This is a genomic window from Imperialibacter sp., from assembly GCF_040222385.1.
GTDB lineage: Bacteria > Bacteroidota > Bacteroidia > Cytophagales > Cyclobacteriaceae > Imperialibacter.
In genome coordinates this window covers 385,933-404,337 of the sequence record NZ_JAVKDF010000017.1, presented here as the reverse complement: position 1 = coordinate 404,337, position 18,405 = coordinate 385,933, and the positions used below count along the sequence as shown (strand labels likewise).

Here is an 18,405-nt window from a genome sequence, read left to right as displayed (position 1 = left end):
TTGTAGAAAGTACTTTAGCTTTTACGCTAGTTTAACTACCTTAACGGCAACGAATAAGCTGCATGAGAAACAAATTGTTTTTTATTATTCTTCTGGCGGTTGCTGGTTACACGGCTTCCGCACAACAAGATGCTCATTTTAGCCACTACATGTTCAACCAGGCTCTTTATAACCCAGCCTGGCTGACGCAGGAGAAAAGTGGCTATGTGTCTGCCCTGCACCGAACGCAGTGGGCCGGTTACGCAACTTCTTTCGACGGATCCGGCGGTGCTCCTACCACACAGCAGTTCAACTTCGGTATGCCGCTGGCAACCGTGCCCGGCGCAGTTGGCGTAACAGCCATTCACGATCAGCTGGGGCCGTTGACCAACGTGCACCTGCAGTTTCTGGGAGCGTACTACAAAAACTTTAATCGGGGAAGGGTCAGCATAGGTCTTCGACCTTCATTGGTCATGCAAACCATAGACTTTGATCAGTGGAGATTTGTTGATCCGAATGACCCACTTAACAAGGGAGGTCGAGAGTCTCAGCTTAGGCCAGACCTTAGCTTCGGAGCCATGTATTCCAACACCGATTTTTATCTTGGAGTAGGCATCAACCATATTTTGTCGCCTTCTTTTGATTTTGGAATCGCACAAATAGAAAACAGGCTTGAAAGATCAGTTAACCTGATGGCCGGGTACTCCTTTAACCCCACTTACAATCTGGAAGTGAGTCCAAGCGTTCTTGTCAGGTCTACCTTCAAAACATTTACTTTTGATGCAAGCGCCATTGCTACCTACCAAAATAAACTTTGGGGAGGCTTGGGCTTCAGGGAGTCTGAAGCTATGATTGTACTTCTGGGGTATAACTTCCTCAAAGACGGCATCTTGAAAGTCGGTTATTCTTTTGACTATGTAATTGAAAGCAGAGAGGCAAAACAGTCGACCTCTCACGAAGTTTTTGTCAGATACAAATTAGGTGGGCTCACAGGCGGCGGCGGAAAGAAAATCATCCGCACACCGAGGTTTAGGTTCTGATAGCGGAAGCTTTTTACTGCCCGAAGTGGATTATTTGTGAAACAAAACAGGAGTAATTAACGGAATTATTCTTTTTTTTGTTAAAATTGCGTTAACCGACTCTAAAAAAATTGGTATAAAAGACCTTAATGATAATATTTGTAAACTTTGTGTTGTTTTATAGTTGCAGGATTTTTTATAAACTAGGTGTTATGAATAAAAAGAGTGTTGTAAAAAACTTAGCTCTTCTGATTATTTTTGCTGTCGTTTCACAATCGTGTGGGCTACTTGGCCTTGGCGGTGGTGGGTATGACGACAGAGGAGAGCTTGTGGGTGTTCCTGACCGGGAAGGTTGGGAGATGACGATACCATTTGGAATGGTGTCAGTACCTCCGGGTACTTTTCACATGGGCCAGGCGGATGAAGATGTGGCTGCTACGCAGATCAACTTCAACAAGCAAATCACAATCGGTGGTTTTTACATGGACGATACTGAGATTACCAATAATGAGTATCGTCAGTTTGTTGTAGCAATGTCTGAGGGATCAGAAGTAGACATGCCAGAGGGCATTACGCTGGAAGATATCTATCCTGATACTGCTGTTTGGGTAAGAGATTACACACACCATATGGGCGACCCTATGATGGTGTACTATTGGTCTCACCCAGCCTTTGATAACTATCCTGTGGTAGGAGTCGATTGGGAATCTGCGCAAGCATTTTGCGACTGGAGAACAGAGCATCTAAATTCCTATCGGGCAGACCAGGGCTTATTCAGGATGCCTAACTTCAGGCTCCCATCTGAAGCTGAGTGGGAATATGCCTCAAGAGGTGGCAGAGATATGGCTAAGTATCCATGGGGTAACCCATACATAAGAAATACGAAAGGATGTTTGTTAGCCAACTTTAAGCCAGGCAGAGGTAACTATTTCGATGATGGATTTGCTTACACAGCGCCCGTAGCAACGTTTTTTGCCAATGACTTTGGTCTTTATGACATGTCGGGCAACGTAGCCGAGTGGTGCGAAGATGCATTTGATGAGGCTTCAGTTCCGTTAGTGTGGGATCTGAACCCAACTTATAACGATGACAATGAACCTAGAAAAGTAATAAGAGGAGGATCGTGGAAAGACATCGCCTACTATCTTGAGACAGGTACAAGAACATTTGAATATAAGGACACTTCCAGAGCAAGTATAGGCTTCCGTTGTGCGATGACTTACCTCGGAAGGTCAGCTGGCAGTGAATTCTAAACACTAACCTAAACCCATTCTAAGAACTTAAATTTTTAAACAGATGAGCAAAAAAGGCGGATTTCAGGAGCTTCTCTTTTCAACAATAATGCCCAAAGTTTATGGTATTGGCGCTGCTGTCGTAATTGTCGGTGCCATGTTCAAAATCCTTCACCTTCCCGGTGCAAGTGAGATGTTGGGTATTGGACTTACCACAGAAGCAATTATTTTCTTTCTCAGTGCATTCGAACCGAAGCACAAGGAGGTAGACTGGTCAAAAGTTTATCCAGAGTTGGCTGACGACTTCGACGGTGGCCCGGCAAGACCCAGACCAGCTGCTGTTGCTGTGGGTGACGGAACAAGCCAAAAAATGGATAAAATTTTGGCAGAAGCTAAGATTGGCCCCGAGTTATTGGATAGTTTGGGTAAAGGCATGAGAGGTCTTGCAGACACGTCTAATAAGATGGCTGCATTAGGAGAAGCATCAGTTGCGACCAACGAGTACGCAAACAATGTGAAAGCCGCTTCTAAGTCGTTGACAGATATGAACAAAGCCTATGCTACTACAGCTACAGCTATGACAGAGATGGCCAACGCTTCAAAAGATGCTAAGGAATATCATTCTCAGGTTCAAAGCGTGACTAAGAACCTTAGTGCACTGAATGCAGTGTATGAGATGGAACTTCAGGATGCTAATACTCACCTGAAGGCGATGCAGAAGTTTTATTCAAACATAGGTACTGCCATGGAAAGCATTGCGCAGGCCGGTAAGGACACAGAGCAATTCAAAGGCGAATTGTCTAAACTTACAACGAATATTACGCAACTGAACAAAGTTTATGGCAACATGCTTACTGCCATGAAGGGTTAATTCATTTCTACTAACCACCAAAAAGTAAAACTATGGCTGGAGGGAAACAATCGCCGAGAGATAAAATGATCGGTATGATGTACCTGGTACTGACTGCACTTCTGGCACTGCAGGTAAGTAATAGCGTACTGGAAAAATTTGTTCTTATTAATATGAGCCTTGAGGCGACTGTCGTAGAGAAGGTTGCGGGGAACGTAAGCACAATCGGCAGGATTGAAGCCGCTGTAACGGAATCAGGCGAAAGAGCCGACGACGTGGCGGTGCTCGAGAAAGCCAAGGCACTTCGCGAAGAGACCGAAAAAACGGTTCAGGAAGTTGAGGCATATAAGAACCAACTTATAGAAATTACAGGAAACAGAGACGAGCACGGACAGCTCGTTGGCCAAAAGGATATTGATGCGGCCCCAGCCCTGTTTATTAATGCCGGTGAAGGAGATGTATTGAAAGAGAAGCTGAATAAGTTCTCTGAATACCTTCGCCAAACTACTGGTGATGATTCATTTAAGGACATTGCTTTGGATGCCAAGGATGTGCCAGTATTTGCCAACGATCCGAACCAGAACACCAAGGGTTTTGCTGAGTTGAACTTTGGATCTAATACCCCAATGGTAGGCGCTCTTGCCACACTAAGCCAACTTCAAATGGAGTTGATTGACGCTGAAGCGAGAGCACTTGAGACGCTTGCAAGACAAGTGGGCGCAGCTGACCTTAAGTTTGACCAGATTGTAGCCATGGTTCGGCCTGAGTCAAACATAGTAGCAGCTGGTACCAAGTTCAGAGCTGAGTTGTTTATTGCAGCGTCGTCATCTTCTGCTAATCCAACGATGACAATTGATGGAAAAGAGATTCCGGTTGTAGGTGGAATGGGTCAGGTGGAATTTACAGCTACACCTGGAAACTACGTAAACGGAAGGGCCGAGAAGTCGTTTGAGGCCGCTATTACGGTAAACTCGAGAGGAAAGGATACCACTTTTGTAAATACTGTTAAATACTTCGTTTCAAAACCAGTTATCCAGGTGCAGTCTGCTTCTTTGTCAGCCTTGTATTTGAATTGCGGTAACGAGTTGAACATTCAGGTGCCGGCCATGGGCGAAGCATATGATCCCTCTTTCAATGTGAAGGGTGGAACAGCGACAAAGGATCCGTCAAAGAAGGGTTTTGTTACAGTTGTACCTCAGGCAGCAAAAGTGGACATAGCGGTATCGAGTGGAGGAAATTTGATTGGAACTGAAACGTTCACAGTAAAGAGAATACCTAAGCCTGAAATAGTTGTGTATGACCGTGGAAGGGCTGTTGATATGAAAATGGGTGTGGCTCAGCCACCTAGAGCGCTTCAATTGAGAGCAGAACCTGATGAGTCTTTTCAGGCACTACTTCCGAATGATGCGAGATTTAGAGTTACTGACTCGGAAATTGCATTGGTGAGAGGTGCGAGAGCCGTCGTAGTTCGCCGATTCCAGGGGCCAGACATTAACCTGGCAGAGATTGCAGGGCAAGCCAGAAGTGGTGACGCAATAGTGATTGATATTAAGCAAGTGCAACGTATGAATTTTAAGGGTGCTACAGAGGATTTTAATAACTACGGCCCCAGGATTCTTACTGTTCGAATACAATAAATTATACAGGTATGAAAAAGTTTGTTTATGTAATTGGTTTTGTTCTGTTTATCGCAGTCCTCTCAATGGGAGAATTGCAGGCACAGGAGGCAAAACCGGGGTATAACCCAAACTCGGAATTTCCGGTGCATGAATCTCAGATCATGTTCAAGAAGGAGTTGTGGTGGAGAATGGATTTGCGTGAAAAGCAAAACCAGCCTTTCTACGCTATTAACGGCGAATTGCCAACTCTTTTGATAAAGGCCGTAAAAGCGGGGTTGCTGTTTCCCTATATGAATGATTCCCTTACGAATAGGATGGGCAAGGAAATGTTCTTGGAAAACCTAAAGATGCCTGAAGAGGGTGGTGGGTTGACTGAGGAGGAAAAAGCGATGGGCTTCGGTGCCGATTCCGGCGCTAGTGACTGGGGTGCCAGTGACTGGGGTGGAGGTGGTGCAGCTCCCGCTGGTGGTGGCGCAGCTGCTGCGGCTCCAGCTGCCTTGGAATTCAGTCCACGTGATTTTTCAATTTTTGAGTTGCGTGAGGATTGGTATTTCGACAGGAATCGCTCAAGAATGTATCACGACATCCAGGCAATAAGCATGTTTTTGCCTGCTGATAAGAACCCTGCTTTGTATGAGAAGCCAATTGCTTCGTTTAGATACAAGGATATAGTGGATTTGTTCGCAACCATGCCCGACGAAGCTGTCTGGTACAACGCTCAGAACATGGCAGAGCATAGAAAGATGTCAGATGCTTTTTTGCTAAGGCTCTTTAGTGCTACGCTGGTGAAATATTCTAATCCTCAGGATCAGCGGATTATCGATGTGTATTCAAAGTCGCAAAAAGAGGGAGTTCTTGCTTCCCAGAGACTGGAGTATGAGCTAGTAGATTTCGAAAATGAATTGTGGGAGTATTAATTACTTTCGGTATATAAAAAAAGGGGCTTCAGGCCCCTTTTTTGTTTGTGTCTGTTGACGTAAAGTGATCCTTAACGAGCAATGCCTTTTTTTGGCCGATTAGGTTTGAGAGCTCAGTAATAGAAGCCCGCTTAATTTTCTCTACTGACTTCAACTCACTCAATAGAAGGCTTCTTGTCTTTTCTCCGATACCGTCAATGTCATCAAGAGCAGATTTGGTTTGAGTTTTGGATCTCTTGGTTCTGTGGAACGTGATGGCAAACCTATGGGCCTCATCACGTAGTTGCTGGATGATTTTGAGCGACTCTGATTTTTTTGCCAGGTGGATTGGAATTGAGTCTTCCGGGTAATAGAGCTCTTCCAGTTTTTTGGCAATGCCGATGATGGGAACCTTGCCATAGATACCCAGCTCTTTAAGAGAGCTGACAGCAGCGCTTAGTTGGCCTTTACCTCCGTCGATGATGATCAGGTTGGCGAGAGGAAGATCTTCGTCAATAACTCTCTTGTACCTTCGGTAGACAATTTCACGCATGGATCCAAAGTCGTCAGGACCTACCACGGTTTTAATGTTGAAATGACGGTATTCCTTTTTGGCCGCCTTGCCATTGATAAAGCAGACCATAGAGGCCACCGGGTGTGTACCCTGAATGTTGGAGTTGTCGAAACACTCTATTCTCATAGGTGTTTGCGTCAGCTTTAAATCCTCCTTCATTTGAAGGAGAACCCGATTTTCCTTGGTTTGGCTTTGGAGTTTTTGATTGAAGCGTTCCTTTTTGAAGAAAAGGGCATTTTTTACAGACAGGTCAACCAGTTTCTTTTTGTCCCCTATTGCTGGTTGCGTTATGCTCAATGACTCGTCGTAAAGACTGACCTGTTTGTTGGTAAGGATTTCCTTGTTGCTGCTCTCGTACTTGCTGCGGAGGCTTACCATTAGCAATTGTAGTATTTCCTCATCGGTTTCGTCCAGCTTTCTTTTTATCTCCAGCGTGTCGGAAATATTGATAATGCCACCGTCCACCCTCATATAGTTGACAAACGCTGAGGACTCATCTGAGACCAACGTAAATACATCTGTATTGGTAATCTTGTTGCTGACAATCAATGACTTTGACTGGAATTTTTCGAGCAGATCTAATTTGTTCTTAAACTTCTGGGCTTCTTCAAACGCTAGCTGGTCTGCAGCGGTTTGCATTCGCTCTTTGAAGTAGTTTCTCACAACAGACAGATTGCCTTTTAGTGCTTCTTTTGACTGGTTGATTTCTTCCAGGTAGTCATTGTGATCCTGTAGCCCCTCGCAGGGTCCCAGGCAGTTCCCTAAATGGTATTCAAGGCAGACTTTGAATTTCTTTTTTCTTATGTTTTGAGGAGAGAGGTCGAAATTACAGGTTCTTATTTTGTAAAGCTGACGAAGGAGCTGTAGCACATTCTTCATGGCCTTCACACTGGTGTAGGGGCCGAAATACTCGCCCTTGGACCTGTCTACTTTTCTGGTAGAGATAATCCTCGGAAATTGCTCTTTTAGGATGACGATGTAAGGGAAGGTTTTGTCGTCCTTGAGCAGGATATTGTATTTTGGCTGATTTTCCTTAATCAGGTTATTTTCAAGAAGTAGCGCATCGAACTCAGAATTGACGATAGTGAATTCTATTTCGGCAACCTCACTGACCATCTTGATGGTTTTGCGACTAAGCTGATTGGATCGGTTGAAATAGCTAGCTACCCGTTTTTTCAGGTCTTTCGCTTTACCTACATAAATGAGCTTGCCGTGTTTGTTCTTGAACCTGTAAACACCGGGGTTATGCGGAAGCAATAGAACATCTTCCGTCTTGTAAGAAGTCAGCGAAATTTCACTGGATGGCATGCCTTAAAAGATGTCGTCTTCTGATACCTTTTCAATATCAAGCCCCAGGGAATCGGCCTCTTGCGTGCGATCATGTTTTGAACAGTCAAGCTCCACTGAAAGGCCGTTAACAGGTTTTGGAAAGGCCCCCTTTTCGATTCCAAGATCGGGGTCGGCGTACACCTTTAGCATAAATTTATTCCAGATTGGCATGGCTGTTCTGGCACCTTGCCCCATAGCCCAGTTGCGAAAGTGAATACTCCTGTCATCTCCACCAACCCAGCCACCCGCCACCAGGTCCTTGGTCACTCCCATAAACCAGCCATCGGAGGCATTTTGCGTAGTGCCTGTTTTTGCCCCTACCTGGTTGTTGGCTTTAATTTCCCTTGAGAGCCCACCGCCGCTTCCATGAGGCTCTTCCGTGGCACCTCTCAACATGTAGAGCATGGTGTAGGCAGTTTCCTCACTAAGGGCCTCCCGTGTTTGCGGAACAAAGTCTTGTAGCACTCTACCGTTCTCATCTTCAATACGGGTAATAAAGATGGGTTCTGTCCATACCCCCTGGTTCACAAAAGTGGAGTAGGCACCCACCATTTCATAAACTGAAACTTCGCCTCCGGCTCCCAGGCACAATGCAGGAACAGCTGCCAATTCGCTTTGAATGCCGATGCGATGCGCATAGTCGACGACGGTCTGCGGGCCAAGTTTTTTCATCCAATAGGCGGTAATGGTATTGACGCTTTGTGCGAGGGCACTTCTGATGGTCATCATATTTCCTGTCGGGTTTCCCACAGCGTTGCTGGGTGTCCAGGTGGGTGGATCCTGCCCCGGGAAGGAAAAGGTGATGGGAGCATCGGCAACTTCATAGCAAGGGGAATAGCCATTATCTATGACAGCTGAATAAACAAAGGGCTTGATAGTCGAACCAGGTTGCCTTTTTCCCTGCATCACGTGGTCAAACTGAAAATACTTGTGATCAATTCCGCCAACCCATGCTTTTATGTGACCTGAATGCGGATCCATGGCCATGAAACCAGCCTGAAGAAAGTGCTTATAGTACTTCAGCGAGTCATAGGCCGACATAAGGGTATCAATTTCACCATTCCAGCTAAACACTCTCATTGGCCTTTTCAGGTTGAGCAATATATCGACAGAGTCAGCATTTTTGCCGTATTCTTTCACGAGGCTTTTGTAGTAACTGGTTCTTTGCATAGTCGTTTCAATGAAGTTTTCCATTTCTGTTCCATCTTCATTGATCCAGGGGCTTCTTCCTTCCAGGTGTTTTACAAAGACCGACTGAAGGGTGTCCATATGCTCCCTCATCGACTCCTCAGCGTAGGCTTGCATGCGGCTGTCGATAGTTGTATAAATCTTGAGACCATCCTCGAAAAGGTCATAGCCGTGCTGCGTGGTCCAGTCCATCAGGAAGTTTCTGATGACTGTTCTGAAGTAGGTAGCGAGGCCCTCATTGTGCCCATCAACCTTGTATTGTAAGTCAAAATCTTTCACTCTGAGAGAATCGTAGGCTATCTGATCTATTCGATTGTATTTGCGAAGGTTGTATAGTACCTCATTCCTTTTGCGCATGGAGATTTCTGGGTTGAGGATCGGGCTGTACCTGGTTGGCGCATTGACCAGACCTACGAGGAGTGCAGCCTCGTGGTAAGTGATTTGTTTGGGCTCTTTATTGAAAAAGGTTTTGGCTGCCGCTTTAATTCCAAAGGCATTGCTACCAAACGGAACGGTGTTAAGGTACATCGCCAGGATCTCTTCTTTGGTGTAGTTTTTCTCCAACTGCACTGCAATGATCCATTCTTTGAACTTGGTGATGATTTGCCCAAGACCAGGCACGTTGTGCAACTTCCCTTTATTCTCCTGCTCAGTTTTGTAAAGGTTCTCTGCCAACTGCATCGTTATGGTGCTGCCGCCGCCTGCAAAGCTGAAAGTGAGTTTTCCAACGACCGCTCGTACGAGTGCCCGCAGGTCGATGCCGGAGTGCTTACTGAACCTGAGATCTTCAGTGACAAGAAGCGTTTCTGTGAGCTCTCTGGAAAGCTCATCGTAAGTTACAGGAGTTCTGTTTTCTCTAAAGTATTTTCCAAGCAGCACATTGTCGGCTGAAAATAGCTGCGAGGCAGTTTCTTCCTCAGGATTTTCAAGGCTTTGAAGGCCGGGGAGTTCACCGAAAAGACCAAAGGAATTGTTTCCAATCATGTTAAAGAACACAGGAACACCAACCATTGTGCAAATGAAAACCACCCAGAGAGTGATCAATAGCCATTTGATTTTATTGCTCTTCATTAATAGTTATTGTTAAAGAAGGTTAAGTAAGCTTCCAGGTCTTTGGTTTGATAGAAAACGTTGAAGTTTTCTCTAGTGATTACGAAATTATAAAATTTTATGGTGCCATATTCGTTAAACAGGGTATTGTTGCTATTGAAATTTTGATAAAACTCAGCCGCCTCTTTTTTACCGGGAAACGAGTTAACTAAAATCATCGATCTTCTGGCGTCAAGAATCAAATTACCGAGTGTTAGTCCCTGAATTTGCAGGTTGGTTTTGATATAAGTGTCAACTTTCCCAGGGAGTTCGTCGGGCAATTTGCCGTCAGGCGGATAAATAATAACGAAGAAGTGGAGTTGATCGAACTCTTGTTTGAATTTTGCCTTTGCGCTATTGACAAGGTTTAGCTGGAAGTCATCGTAGGCTTTCACGAGTGTTTTCGCATAAGGAATTAGCTCGCTCTCGGAGTAGGTGGTGATAAAGTTGTTCAGCTCAAACTGGTATCTGTACACGTCGTCCAGCTTTGCAATCAGCATAACGTCCAGTAGCTTCATGTTGTCCGTAAAATCGTTGTCATCGTAAGCCAAAAGCCCCTCAGAAGTAATTTCTCTGGCTTTTTTGTACTCTCCCCGCTGATAATAGCTATATGCCTCTGCGTACATCTTCTGGAGCTTGGCTGACGCTAAGGAGCTCTCTTCCCGGTACCGTGGATTTACAATAAGTTTGGCAAAAATGGATTCTGGAAAACGGCTGATTAGCTGTCTTTCATAATCAGAGTAAATAGCACTGTCAAGCTCTTTGTAGATGAGATACAGTTCATATAGTGCCTCAGGGGCATGCTCAGAATCCGGGAACCTTACAATGAGGGTGTTGAATGTAACGCCGGCGTTATCCTTTTCCAGTAACTGGAAATTGTAAATGTTGCCAAGCTGGAAATGGGCTTCCTCCACTTTTGCAAGCGCCTCATTTTGTGCCTCTTCGGTCAATGGAAGTGTTTTTATCAAATCTTCCTTCGAAATAGAAGCAATTGCTTCGTCAGGATTAGCCTGCACCGTTTGTTTTGGTGCCTCGGCATCCCTTACCGTTGCTGCAATCTCCCCCTGCTTGACTGACCGCCTCCAGTTGTCAGCCAGAGGCCTGTTGCCCCAAACTCTGGCGAATTCCTGCCTGCCCTGACTGACGGCCGAAGCGCTGTAAAAGTACCAGGTACCCTGCTGTTGCACATTAATTTCCCTACCCTGTGTTTGGAAGTTTACTGCCTGGTTTCCACGTCGTCCTTTCGTACTCTCAGCAATGGCTTTCTCTTTGTCTTCTGCTTCCTTGGCCTTGGCAGCGATGTAATCATCGAGGTACTTGTCCAGCTCATCTTCGGGCATTTTTGCAAGCGTTAGCAGGCTGTCCTGAGTTTCGATGATCGTCACCTGTTCTACAAAAGCAGTAAGGATTTCAAGTCGTTGACTCAGCGCTTCATAATTAGGTTCGTCTTTTGGAAGCACACTTAGGGTGCTGTCGTAGTAGTTTTGAGCGGTCTTGTATTTTTTGAAATGCTTGTAGTACACTTCGGCTAGCTGAAGGTACGAGTAGCCCTTCTGGCGAGGGTTAGACGTACTTGACTTGATGGAGTTGTTGTAGTTTTCAATAGCCTCATCATAATTCCCCTGCTTTAGCTCAAAGTTGGCCAGCTCATAGTATATCTTGTCTTTGAAGTCAATGTTTTTCTCGTCCTTCAAGAGCTTCCGAAAATACCTTCTCACAGTTTTGAGGTCATCCGAATTGGTGAGCTGGGTGACCGATGCCATGTTGAGCTTGGCATAAAAGGACAGCTCATAGGGAGGGTTGTTCTGTAGGCAGGACTGATAGTTTTCATAAGCCAGTGCATCAAATGTTAATTGCTGATACACCTGACCAATAATGAAATAGATTTTTGCCCTCTCGTCGTGATTGGTTTCGAGAGGAACCGCTTCGACCAGGTTTTTCACCATGTTGTCGAGGTCGTCGGTCAACTGATAATAACGGGACTTAAAAAGAGCGAACAGTCTTTTGTTGTCCTTGCTAAGTTTTTCTCTTTGCAGGTAGTCGATCACAGCGGTGGCGTTGTTGTACTCCCCGGCGTCAACAAATGTGCGAAAAAGCCAAACCAGCGCCAGGTGGCGGGTGTCCTTGTCTTTGCTCTTCACGTTCACATACTTGAACGTTTCTACAGCATTTGGGAAATCGAGGCTAAAAAGCCGTGCCTTACCGACTGTGATGTAGCTGTCATCAACCCACTTACTGTTTTCATGCCGTTGAATAGCGATGGAAGCCTTCTTGACAACATCCTCTATCAGCTCCTCGTTAGCCTTGGAAAAAGACGAATCCATGAGAGGATAGATAGGTAAAATCCTGTTGTAATTTCTTTCGCCGTAATTAAGTAGATTTTGTTCAACTTCGAGGATTCGTTCTCTGGCGTAGAAATAGGCATTGTAGTGAGCAGTCGTATTATGATACACGTCGCCCACCGGAGTTATTTTGCTTCCTTTGCAGCCAATGAGGAAATAGGAGAAAAGAAGAAAACTGAGGAAATGGTATGGTAAAATACGTTGGGCCAACTGAATCGATTTGAATTGCTAACGCTCAAAAATGTCTCAATAATACATAAAAATAAGAAGGTCTTATTTTATTCTATAATTTTGTGGCTCCCAGAACCTAAAAGGATTTGAAAAATAAGAAAACATTATCCAGCTGGCTTACCACTGGCTATCTGCTGATCATACGGAGTGAGGAGAATTTTGCGGAAAAAAGCACCATCAGGTTCAACTACGCTAGGCTTCTGCTTTTAGCCTTTGTAGTAGTATCTGTTTTTTTTGCGATTTGCTTTTACCTGGCTACCACCATTTTAGCTAAATGGTACGATCCACGCCATCAGCAAATGGAAACCAATCGGAAATTAGTGAGTCTTTCACTCAAAGTAGATTCTATGCTCGTAGAGATGGATAACAAAGACTTATACATCGATAACCTGAAACTGGTGCTTTCGGGCGACACAAGCATGTTGGAAACTGAGTCAGCCCTGAGGGCCTCTGAGCAACAGGAAAGAGTGTTGTCGGCTTCTGAGATCAACAGCGAAAGGCTGGCACCTATCGATTCTATTTTCAGACAAAGGTTCGAAAGCGCTGACTCCGAGATATTGCCTGTAAGTTCGTCTATTGGCTCTGACCTTCAGGACATCTACCTTTTTCAGCCCATTTCAGGCATTATTTCCGATAAGTTTAACCCTAAGAGCAACCACTATGGGACTGACGTGGTGGCAAAAAAGGACGAACCGGTCAAGTGTGTGGCAGACGGCACGGTTATACTCGCCGACTGGACACAAAATGACGGCTATGTAATTGGTATTCAGCACAGAAGTAATTTGATTTCAGTATACAAGCACAATTCGGAATTATTGAAAAACGTTGGTAGCTTTGTCAGCGCCGGCGAGATTATATCTATTATAGGCAACACAGGCGAATTGACAACCGGGCCTCACCTGCATTTTGAGCTTTGGCACAATGGAATGCCTGTGGATCCTGAAGAATTCGTAGCTTTTTAATTTATTTATTATGACCATGTTTAATAACAAGGAAATTAAGGAAGCCGAAGAGCTCAGCAACTCCAGCAACATTATTGGAAAGGGAACTATCCTTCGAGGAGGTATTGAAACCTTTGGTAACATTCGGGTAGAAGGGAAAGTTATTGGCGATATTATCACTAAGTCAAAAGCAGCGTTTGGTCATTCCTCCTACATTGAGGGAAATGTGTTGGCACAAAATGCTGAAATCGCCGGCACGGTGGACGGCAAAGTGGAAGTGACGGAAATGCTTGTGTTAAAACCTTCGGCTGTTATTAACGGGGATATCGTCACCAACAAACTGGTTATTGAATCGGGTGCTTCTTTCAATGGAAAATGCCAGATGGGTGTAACTGTTAAGGAAATAAAAATTGGAGAAAAAAATTCGGAAGAACGGCCGCTCCTCAAAGCCCAGTCCTGACCAACCTGAGGCAGGAAAACTCAAAGACTCTAACACCGGTTCAACCTTTCTGAGGTTTACTGGTGTCGGTTTTGAGATGTTGGCCACCATAGGCGTGGGAGTGACTGCCGGATACTATGCTGACAAATACTTCCAGCTACAGTTCCCAGTATTTTTGTTGTCGCTCTCGTTCATTTCGCTTTTTGGCTCACTTTATCTGCTTTATAAGCGCCTTCCTAAAGAATAATGAATAACTATCTCAAGCTGTTTATTTTTTCAGCAGTTGTCGTTGGGGCATATTTCGCATTAATGGCTTCCGACTTTGGTCAATACATCCATTCCACGGCGATAGCAGCTATTATTTTCTACTCGCTCCAGTCCCTGTTGCTACTTTGGGCCGAGGGTAATTTTGTAAACAACGATGGTCAAAATTTTGTGCTTTTTGTCATTGGCAGTATTTCCTTTCGTCTTCTAACAAGTTTATTGGTGGCAATCACCTACCTTGTAGCAATTGGCGAAGAAAACACCAGTTTCATCATGACTTTCTTTGCTCTGTATTTATTATTTCTTGGGTTTGAATTATTTACGCATATGACTAACTTGCGCTCAAATTCGAAAAGCGTTCAAATTGATGGATGAAGGTGTAAATCATAAGAGGGCCAACCTATTAAAAATCACCGTGTTATCACTGGTGATTATTTTATTTAATAGCCCGTTGGCGGTAGCTGCAGAGGAAACAGGGGGAGCCTTTAATCCTTCAGAATTGATCAATCATCACATTTTGGATGCCCATGAGTGGCATTTCTTCGACGGCCACTATGGCACACTTTTCCTTCCTGTTATTTTGTATTCGTCAGACAATGGGCTGGAGGTGTTTTCCAGCAGCAATTTCTACGACGAGCATCATAATATCGTTGAATTTAATGGTTACAAATACGAGCACGGACACATCCTTCCTTTAGCAGAAGGCCGTACAGTGATCGACTTTTCGATCACGAAAAATGTGGCCTTTCTTTTCCTGAATGCCACTTTGATGATAGTAATCTTTCTTGCGGTGGCAAGGGGATACAAAAAGCGGCCGAAAGAAGCACCGAAAGGTATTCAGTCTTTGTTCGAGCCAATCATCGTTTTTGTAAGAGACGACATCGTTAAGCCTAATATTGGCCCCAAATACGAGCGGTATCTACCATATCTGTTGACGCTGTTCTTCTTCATCTGGTTTGGCAACCTGCTGGGGTTGATGCCGGGTGCTGCTAACCTCACTGGCAATATTGCCGTGACTGGCGTAATGGCCATTATTACTTTCCTTTTTACAAATTTTAGTGGCAACAAGACTTATTGGGGACACGTTTTTAACACCCCTGGAGTTCCGTTTGCATTGAAGTTTATCATTGTGCCTGTTGAGATCATCGGCGTTTTCACTAAGCCGATTTCTCTCATGATACGTTTGTTTGTGGCGATCACGGCAGGACATATTGTAATTCTGAGCTTGATTAGTTTGATATTCATATTTGAAAGCTACATGGTAGGGTTCGCCTCTACTTTGATAGTGGTTTTCATTACCTTTATCGAGTTGCTTGTGGCAACTATTCAGGCTTATGTGTTCACGATGTTCTCTTCGCTCTATATTGGCCTTGCCATTGAGGAGCATCACGAGGAACACCATTAATTAAGAAACCATTTTCACTATTAAATAATAAAACTATGTGGTTATCTATTTTGCTTGACATGAGTTTAGCAATTATGGGCGCTGGTATCGGTGCTGGACTTGTTGCGATAGGCGCAGGTATTGGTATCGGTCGCATCGGTGGCTCTGCAATGGAAGCAATGGCTCGTCAGCCAGAAGCTGCCGGCAGAATCCAAACCGGTATGCTTATTATTGCTGCACTTATTGAGGTAATTGCCCTCTTTGGTGTGGTAGTATGTTTGCTTATCTCATTCAAAGCCTAAAAATGGCTTCACGGAGGCTGCACTTAGTAGCCTCCGTTTGTTTTTGACTGTAAACGTGATAAAATAATGGAACTCTTAACACCCGGGATAGGCCTTATATTTTGGCAAACGGTTATTTTCATAATCGTTTTTATTGTTCTGCTTACATTTGCCTGGAGGCCGATTGCTGACGCCCTTAAAGCGAGAGAAGGCTTTATTAACGATGCCTTGAAATCGGCTGAGCTGGCCCAAGAGGAAATGGCACAATTGAAAGAAGACAATGAGCTTCTTTTGGAGGATGCCAGAAAAGAAAGAGACCACATATTGAAAGAGGCTCTTGCTGCCGCCAATAGAATCAAGGAAGAAGCAAAAGCCGACACTTCAAAAATCGCCGAAAAAATGATAGCCGATGCCAAGTCTTCTATCGAAAATGAGAAGAAGGCTGCTCTGGCTGAGGTACAAAACCTCGTCGCTGAAATTTCTTTAGACATTGCTGAGAAGGTTTTGAGAAAGAACCTTAGCGGTGACAAAGCGCAGAAGGCACTTGTAGACGAATACATCAAAGACCTAAAAGTCAACTAAGATGTCAGAATTCAGGATAGCCACAAGATACGCCAAGTCGTTGCTGGAATTGGCAGAGGAGAAAGGAGTGCTTGATAAGGTCAACGAAGACATGATCTCATTTGATAACTTGTGCAAGGCTAACAGGGATTTTACTTTGATGCTGAAAAATCCAATTATTCAGCACCACCGCAAGCTGGCCATTCTGAAAAAGATTTTCGCCGGCAAGGTGCATGACCTGACCCTGTCCATTTTTGATATCATCACAAGAAAGAACAGGGAGTTCATTTTGCCAATGCTCGCAAGCGAGTTTACCCACCAATACAATGTACGGAAGGGAATTTCAGAGGCAACAGTAATAACTAATTTTGCACTGACGCCTGACCTGCGGAAAGAATTTACCAGGCTTTTGAAAGAGATTACCAAGAAGGAAATCGAGCTGACAGAGAAGGTAGATAAGGAGATGTTGGGAGGCTACATCATTAAAGTGGGCGACCTTCAATTAGACGACAGCGTCGATTCTCGTCTCAAAGATTTGAAGACGAAATTGATTTCAAGTTCATACATTAAGAAGTTTTAAAAACACCATAATAATACACTAATGGCAGACGTAAGACCTGACGAGGTATCAGCGATTTTGAGAGAGCAGCTCTCAAACTTCCGAACTGAAGCTGAGCTCGAAGAAGTAGGAACAGTTCTTCAGGTAGGTGATGGAGTAGCCCGTATTTACGGACTTACTCAGGCACAAGCTGGTGAACTATTAGAGTTCGAAAATGGCTTGAAGGCATTGGTACTTAACCTGGAAGAAGACAACGTAGGTGCGGTATTGCTGGGCGACCCGAAAGGGATCAAAGAAGGTGCTACTGTGAAGCGCACAAAAACAATCGCCTCTATTAAAGTAGGCGATAGCATGTGCGGCAGGGTAGTAGATACACTTGGCAATCCTATCGACGGTAAAGGGCCATTGACTGGCGACTTGTACGAAATGCCGCTTGAAAGAAAGGCGCCTGGTGTTATCTATCGTCAGCCAGTAAATGAGCCGCTGCAAACTGGTGTAAAGGCAATTGATGCGATGATTCCAATTGGTCGTGGTCAAAGGGAGTTGATCATTGGTGACCGTCAGACTGGTAAGACCGCTGTGGCCATCGATACCATCATCAACCAGAAAGAGTTCTACGAAAAGGGCGAGCCTGTTTACTGTATATATGTGGCGGTAGGCCAGAAGGCTTCTACCGTAGCAGGTATTGTTGCTTCTCTTGAAAAAGCAGGAGCGATGCCTTATACTGTTATCGTGTCGGCTGCTGCATCTGACCCTGCGCCAATGCAGTTCTTCTCACCATTTACAGGGGCATCTATAGGGGAGTACTTCCGTGATACCGGACGCCCTGCTTTGGTTATCTATGATGACCTTTCCAAGCAGGCGGTTTCTTACCGTGAGGTGTCATTGCTTCTGCGCCGCCCGCCGGGACGTGAAGCCTACCCGGGTGACGTATTCTATCTCCACTCTCGTTTGCTTGAGCGTGCTGCCAAAATCAACGACAACGATGAAATTGCCAGCCAAATGAATGACCTTCCAGAGTCATTGAAAGGCAAAGTAAAAGGAGGAGGGTCGTTGACAGCCCTTCCGATTATTGAGACACAAGCTGGCGACGTGTCTGCTTACATTCCGACTAACGTAATCTCAATTACTGACGGACAGATCTTCCTTGAAACCAACCTGTTTAACTCAGGTGTGCGCCCTGCGATCAACGTTGGTATTTCTGTATCAAGGGTGGGTGGTAATGCCCAGATCAAGTCGATGAAGAAAGTGGCAGGTACACTGAAGCTGGATCAGGCTCAGTTTCGTGAACTTGAGGCTTTTGCCAAGTTCGGTTCTGACCTCGATGCGTCTACCAAGCTCACAATTGACAGGGGTAGAAGAAACCAGGAAATATTGAAGCAGCCTCAGTTCAGCCCTATGTCGGTTGAGCATCAGATTGCTATCATTTATGTGTCAACAAAAGGCTTCCTTGATAAGGTGCCTTTGGACAAGGTGAAAGCCTTTGAGAAGGAGTTTTTGACACTATTATCAGCGCAGCATCAGGATGCCCTGGATTTGCTTCGTGCGGGTAAGCTGGAAGACAGTGTGATAAATACACTTGCAGAGACGGCTAAGAGTCTTCAAAAAAGTTACGTATCCTAAATAGA

The 18,405-nt window shown here is 44.8% G+C and carries 17 protein-coding genes; 14 read left to right on the top strand and 3 right to left on the bottom strand.

The genetic code is table 11. The features are described 5' to 3' along the window. Positions 1-62: 62 nt before the first annotated feature. The 5 genes from RIG68_RS05435 to porN all read left to right on the top strand — a co-directional run bounded on the left by RIG68_RS05435 (position 63) and on the right by porN (position 5,616). Positions 63-1,019 carry a PorP/SprF family type IX secretion system membrane protein gene (locus tag RIG68_RS05435; protein WP_350119572.1) on the top strand — a complete coding sequence of 319 codons (957 nt, stop codon included), beginning with the start codon at positions 63-65 and terminating at the stop codon, positions 1,017-1,019. 191 nt (positions 1,020-1,210) lie between these two features. After that, positions 1,211-2,251: a T9SS ring complex lipoprotein PorK/GldK gene (porK, locus tag RIG68_RS05430; RefSeq protein WP_152001661.1), complete on the top strand. Its 1,041-nt coding sequence runs from the start codon at positions 1,211-1,213 to the stop codon at positions 2,249-2,251. A gap of 43 nt (positions 2,252-2,294) precedes the next feature. Continuing rightward, entirely contained in the window at positions 2,295-3,101 is an 807-nt protein-coding gene (porL, locus tag RIG68_RS05425; RefSeq protein WP_226940634.1) for a type IX secretion system motor protein PorL/GldL, read from the top strand. A gap of 32 nt (positions 3,102-3,133) precedes the next feature. After that, positions 3,134-4,717 carry a type IX secretion system motor protein PorM/GldM gene (gene porM / locus RIG68_RS05420; protein WP_350119569.1) on the top strand — a complete coding sequence of 528 codons (1,584 nt, stop codon included), beginning with the start codon at positions 3,134-3,136 and terminating at the stop codon, positions 4,715-4,717. Positions 4,718-4,728: 11 nt separating this feature from the next. Beyond that, complete coding sequence (porN, locus tag RIG68_RS05415) at positions 4,729-5,616, top strand: type IX secretion system ring subunit PorN/GldN (protein ID WP_350119566.1); 888 nt, start codon at positions 4,729-4,731, stop codon at positions 5,614-5,616. A gap of 28 nt (positions 5,617-5,644) precedes the next feature. Here porN and uvrC read toward each other — a convergent pair whose 3' ends face one another. From uvrC to porW, 3 genes are read right to left on the bottom strand one after another with little or no spacing between them, the layout of a single operon-like run. Continuing rightward, positions 5,645-7,477, bottom strand: coding sequence for an excinuclease ABC subunit UvrC (uvrC, locus tag RIG68_RS05410; protein ID WP_350119564.1), 1,833 nt, complete (start codon positions 7,475-7,477; stop codon positions 5,645-5,647). A gap of 3 nt (positions 7,478-7,480) precedes the next feature. Continuing rightward, positions 7,481-9,757, bottom strand: a complete 2,277-nt coding sequence (locus tag RIG68_RS05405) for a penicillin-binding protein 1A (RefSeq protein WP_350119561.1) — start codon at positions 9,755-9,757, stop codon at positions 7,481-7,483. Continuing rightward, complete coding sequence (gene porW, locus RIG68_RS05400) at positions 9,757-12,327, bottom strand: type IX secretion system periplasmic lipoprotein PorW/SprE (RefSeq protein ID WP_350119559.1); 2,571 nt, start codon at positions 12,325-12,327, stop codon at positions 9,757-9,759. Before porW ends, RIG68_RS05405 begins: the two co-directional genes overlap by 1 nt. Before the next feature lie 107 nt (positions 12,328-12,434). Here porW and RIG68_RS05395 point away from each other — a divergent pair, with 107 nt between their 5' ends. The 9 genes from RIG68_RS05395 to atpA all read left to right on the top strand — a co-directional run bounded on the left by RIG68_RS05395 (position 12,435) and on the right by atpA (position 18,400). Further along, positions 12,435-13,310 carry a M23 family metallopeptidase gene (locus tag RIG68_RS05395; RefSeq protein WP_350119556.1) on the top strand — a complete coding sequence of 292 codons (876 nt, stop codon included), beginning with the start codon at positions 12,435-12,437 and terminating at the stop codon, positions 13,308-13,310. A gap of 10 nt (positions 13,311-13,320) precedes the next feature. Next, positions 13,321-13,749 carry a bactofilin family protein gene (locus RIG68_RS05390; protein ID WP_226940635.1) on the top strand — a complete coding sequence of 143 codons (429 nt, stop codon included), beginning with the start codon at positions 13,321-13,323 and terminating at the stop codon, positions 13,747-13,749. Further along, positions 13,700-13,975 carry an AtpZ/AtpI family protein gene (locus RIG68_RS05385; protein WP_350119553.1) on the top strand — a complete coding sequence of 92 codons (276 nt, stop codon included), beginning with the start codon at positions 13,700-13,702 and terminating at the stop codon, positions 13,973-13,975. The genes RIG68_RS05390 and RIG68_RS05385 overlap by 50 nt, the downstream gene beginning before the upstream one ends. Continuing rightward, positions 13,975-14,367, top strand: coding sequence for a hypothetical protein (locus RIG68_RS05380; protein WP_350078593.1), 393 nt, complete (start codon positions 13,975-13,977; stop codon positions 14,365-14,367). The genes RIG68_RS05385 and RIG68_RS05380 overlap by 1 nt, the downstream gene beginning before the upstream one ends. Then, on the top strand, positions 14,360-15,397 hold the full coding sequence (atpB, locus tag RIG68_RS05375; RefSeq protein ID WP_350119550.1) for a F0F1 ATP synthase subunit A: 1,038 nt from the start codon (positions 14,360-14,362) through the stop codon (positions 15,395-15,397). Before RIG68_RS05380 ends, atpB begins: the two co-directional genes overlap by 8 nt. Positions 15,398-15,432: 35 nt before the next feature. Beyond that, positions 15,433-15,678: an ATP synthase F0 subunit C gene (atpE, locus tag RIG68_RS05370; protein WP_152001671.1), complete on the top strand. Its 246-nt coding sequence runs from the start codon at positions 15,433-15,435 to the stop codon at positions 15,676-15,678. 66 nt (positions 15,679-15,744) lie between these two features. After that, a complete protein-coding gene (gene atpF / locus RIG68_RS05365) occupies positions 15,745-16,239 on the top strand; it encodes a F0F1 ATP synthase subunit B (RefSeq protein ID WP_350119547.1) in 495 nt (164 codons plus the stop codon). A 1-nt stretch (position 16,240) separates the two neighbouring features. Next, positions 16,241-16,798 (top strand): ATP synthase F1 subunit delta, encoded by a 558-nt coding sequence (gene atpH / locus RIG68_RS05360; protein ID WP_350119544.1) that lies wholly within the window; start codon positions 16,241-16,243, stop codon positions 16,796-16,798. A gap of 21 nt (positions 16,799-16,819) precedes the next feature. After that, positions 16,820-18,400, top strand: coding sequence for a F0F1 ATP synthase subunit alpha (atpA, locus tag RIG68_RS05355; protein ID WP_152001674.1), 1,581 nt, complete (start codon positions 16,820-16,822; stop codon positions 18,398-18,400). The last annotated feature ends 5 nt before the right edge of the window (positions 18,401-18,405 follow it).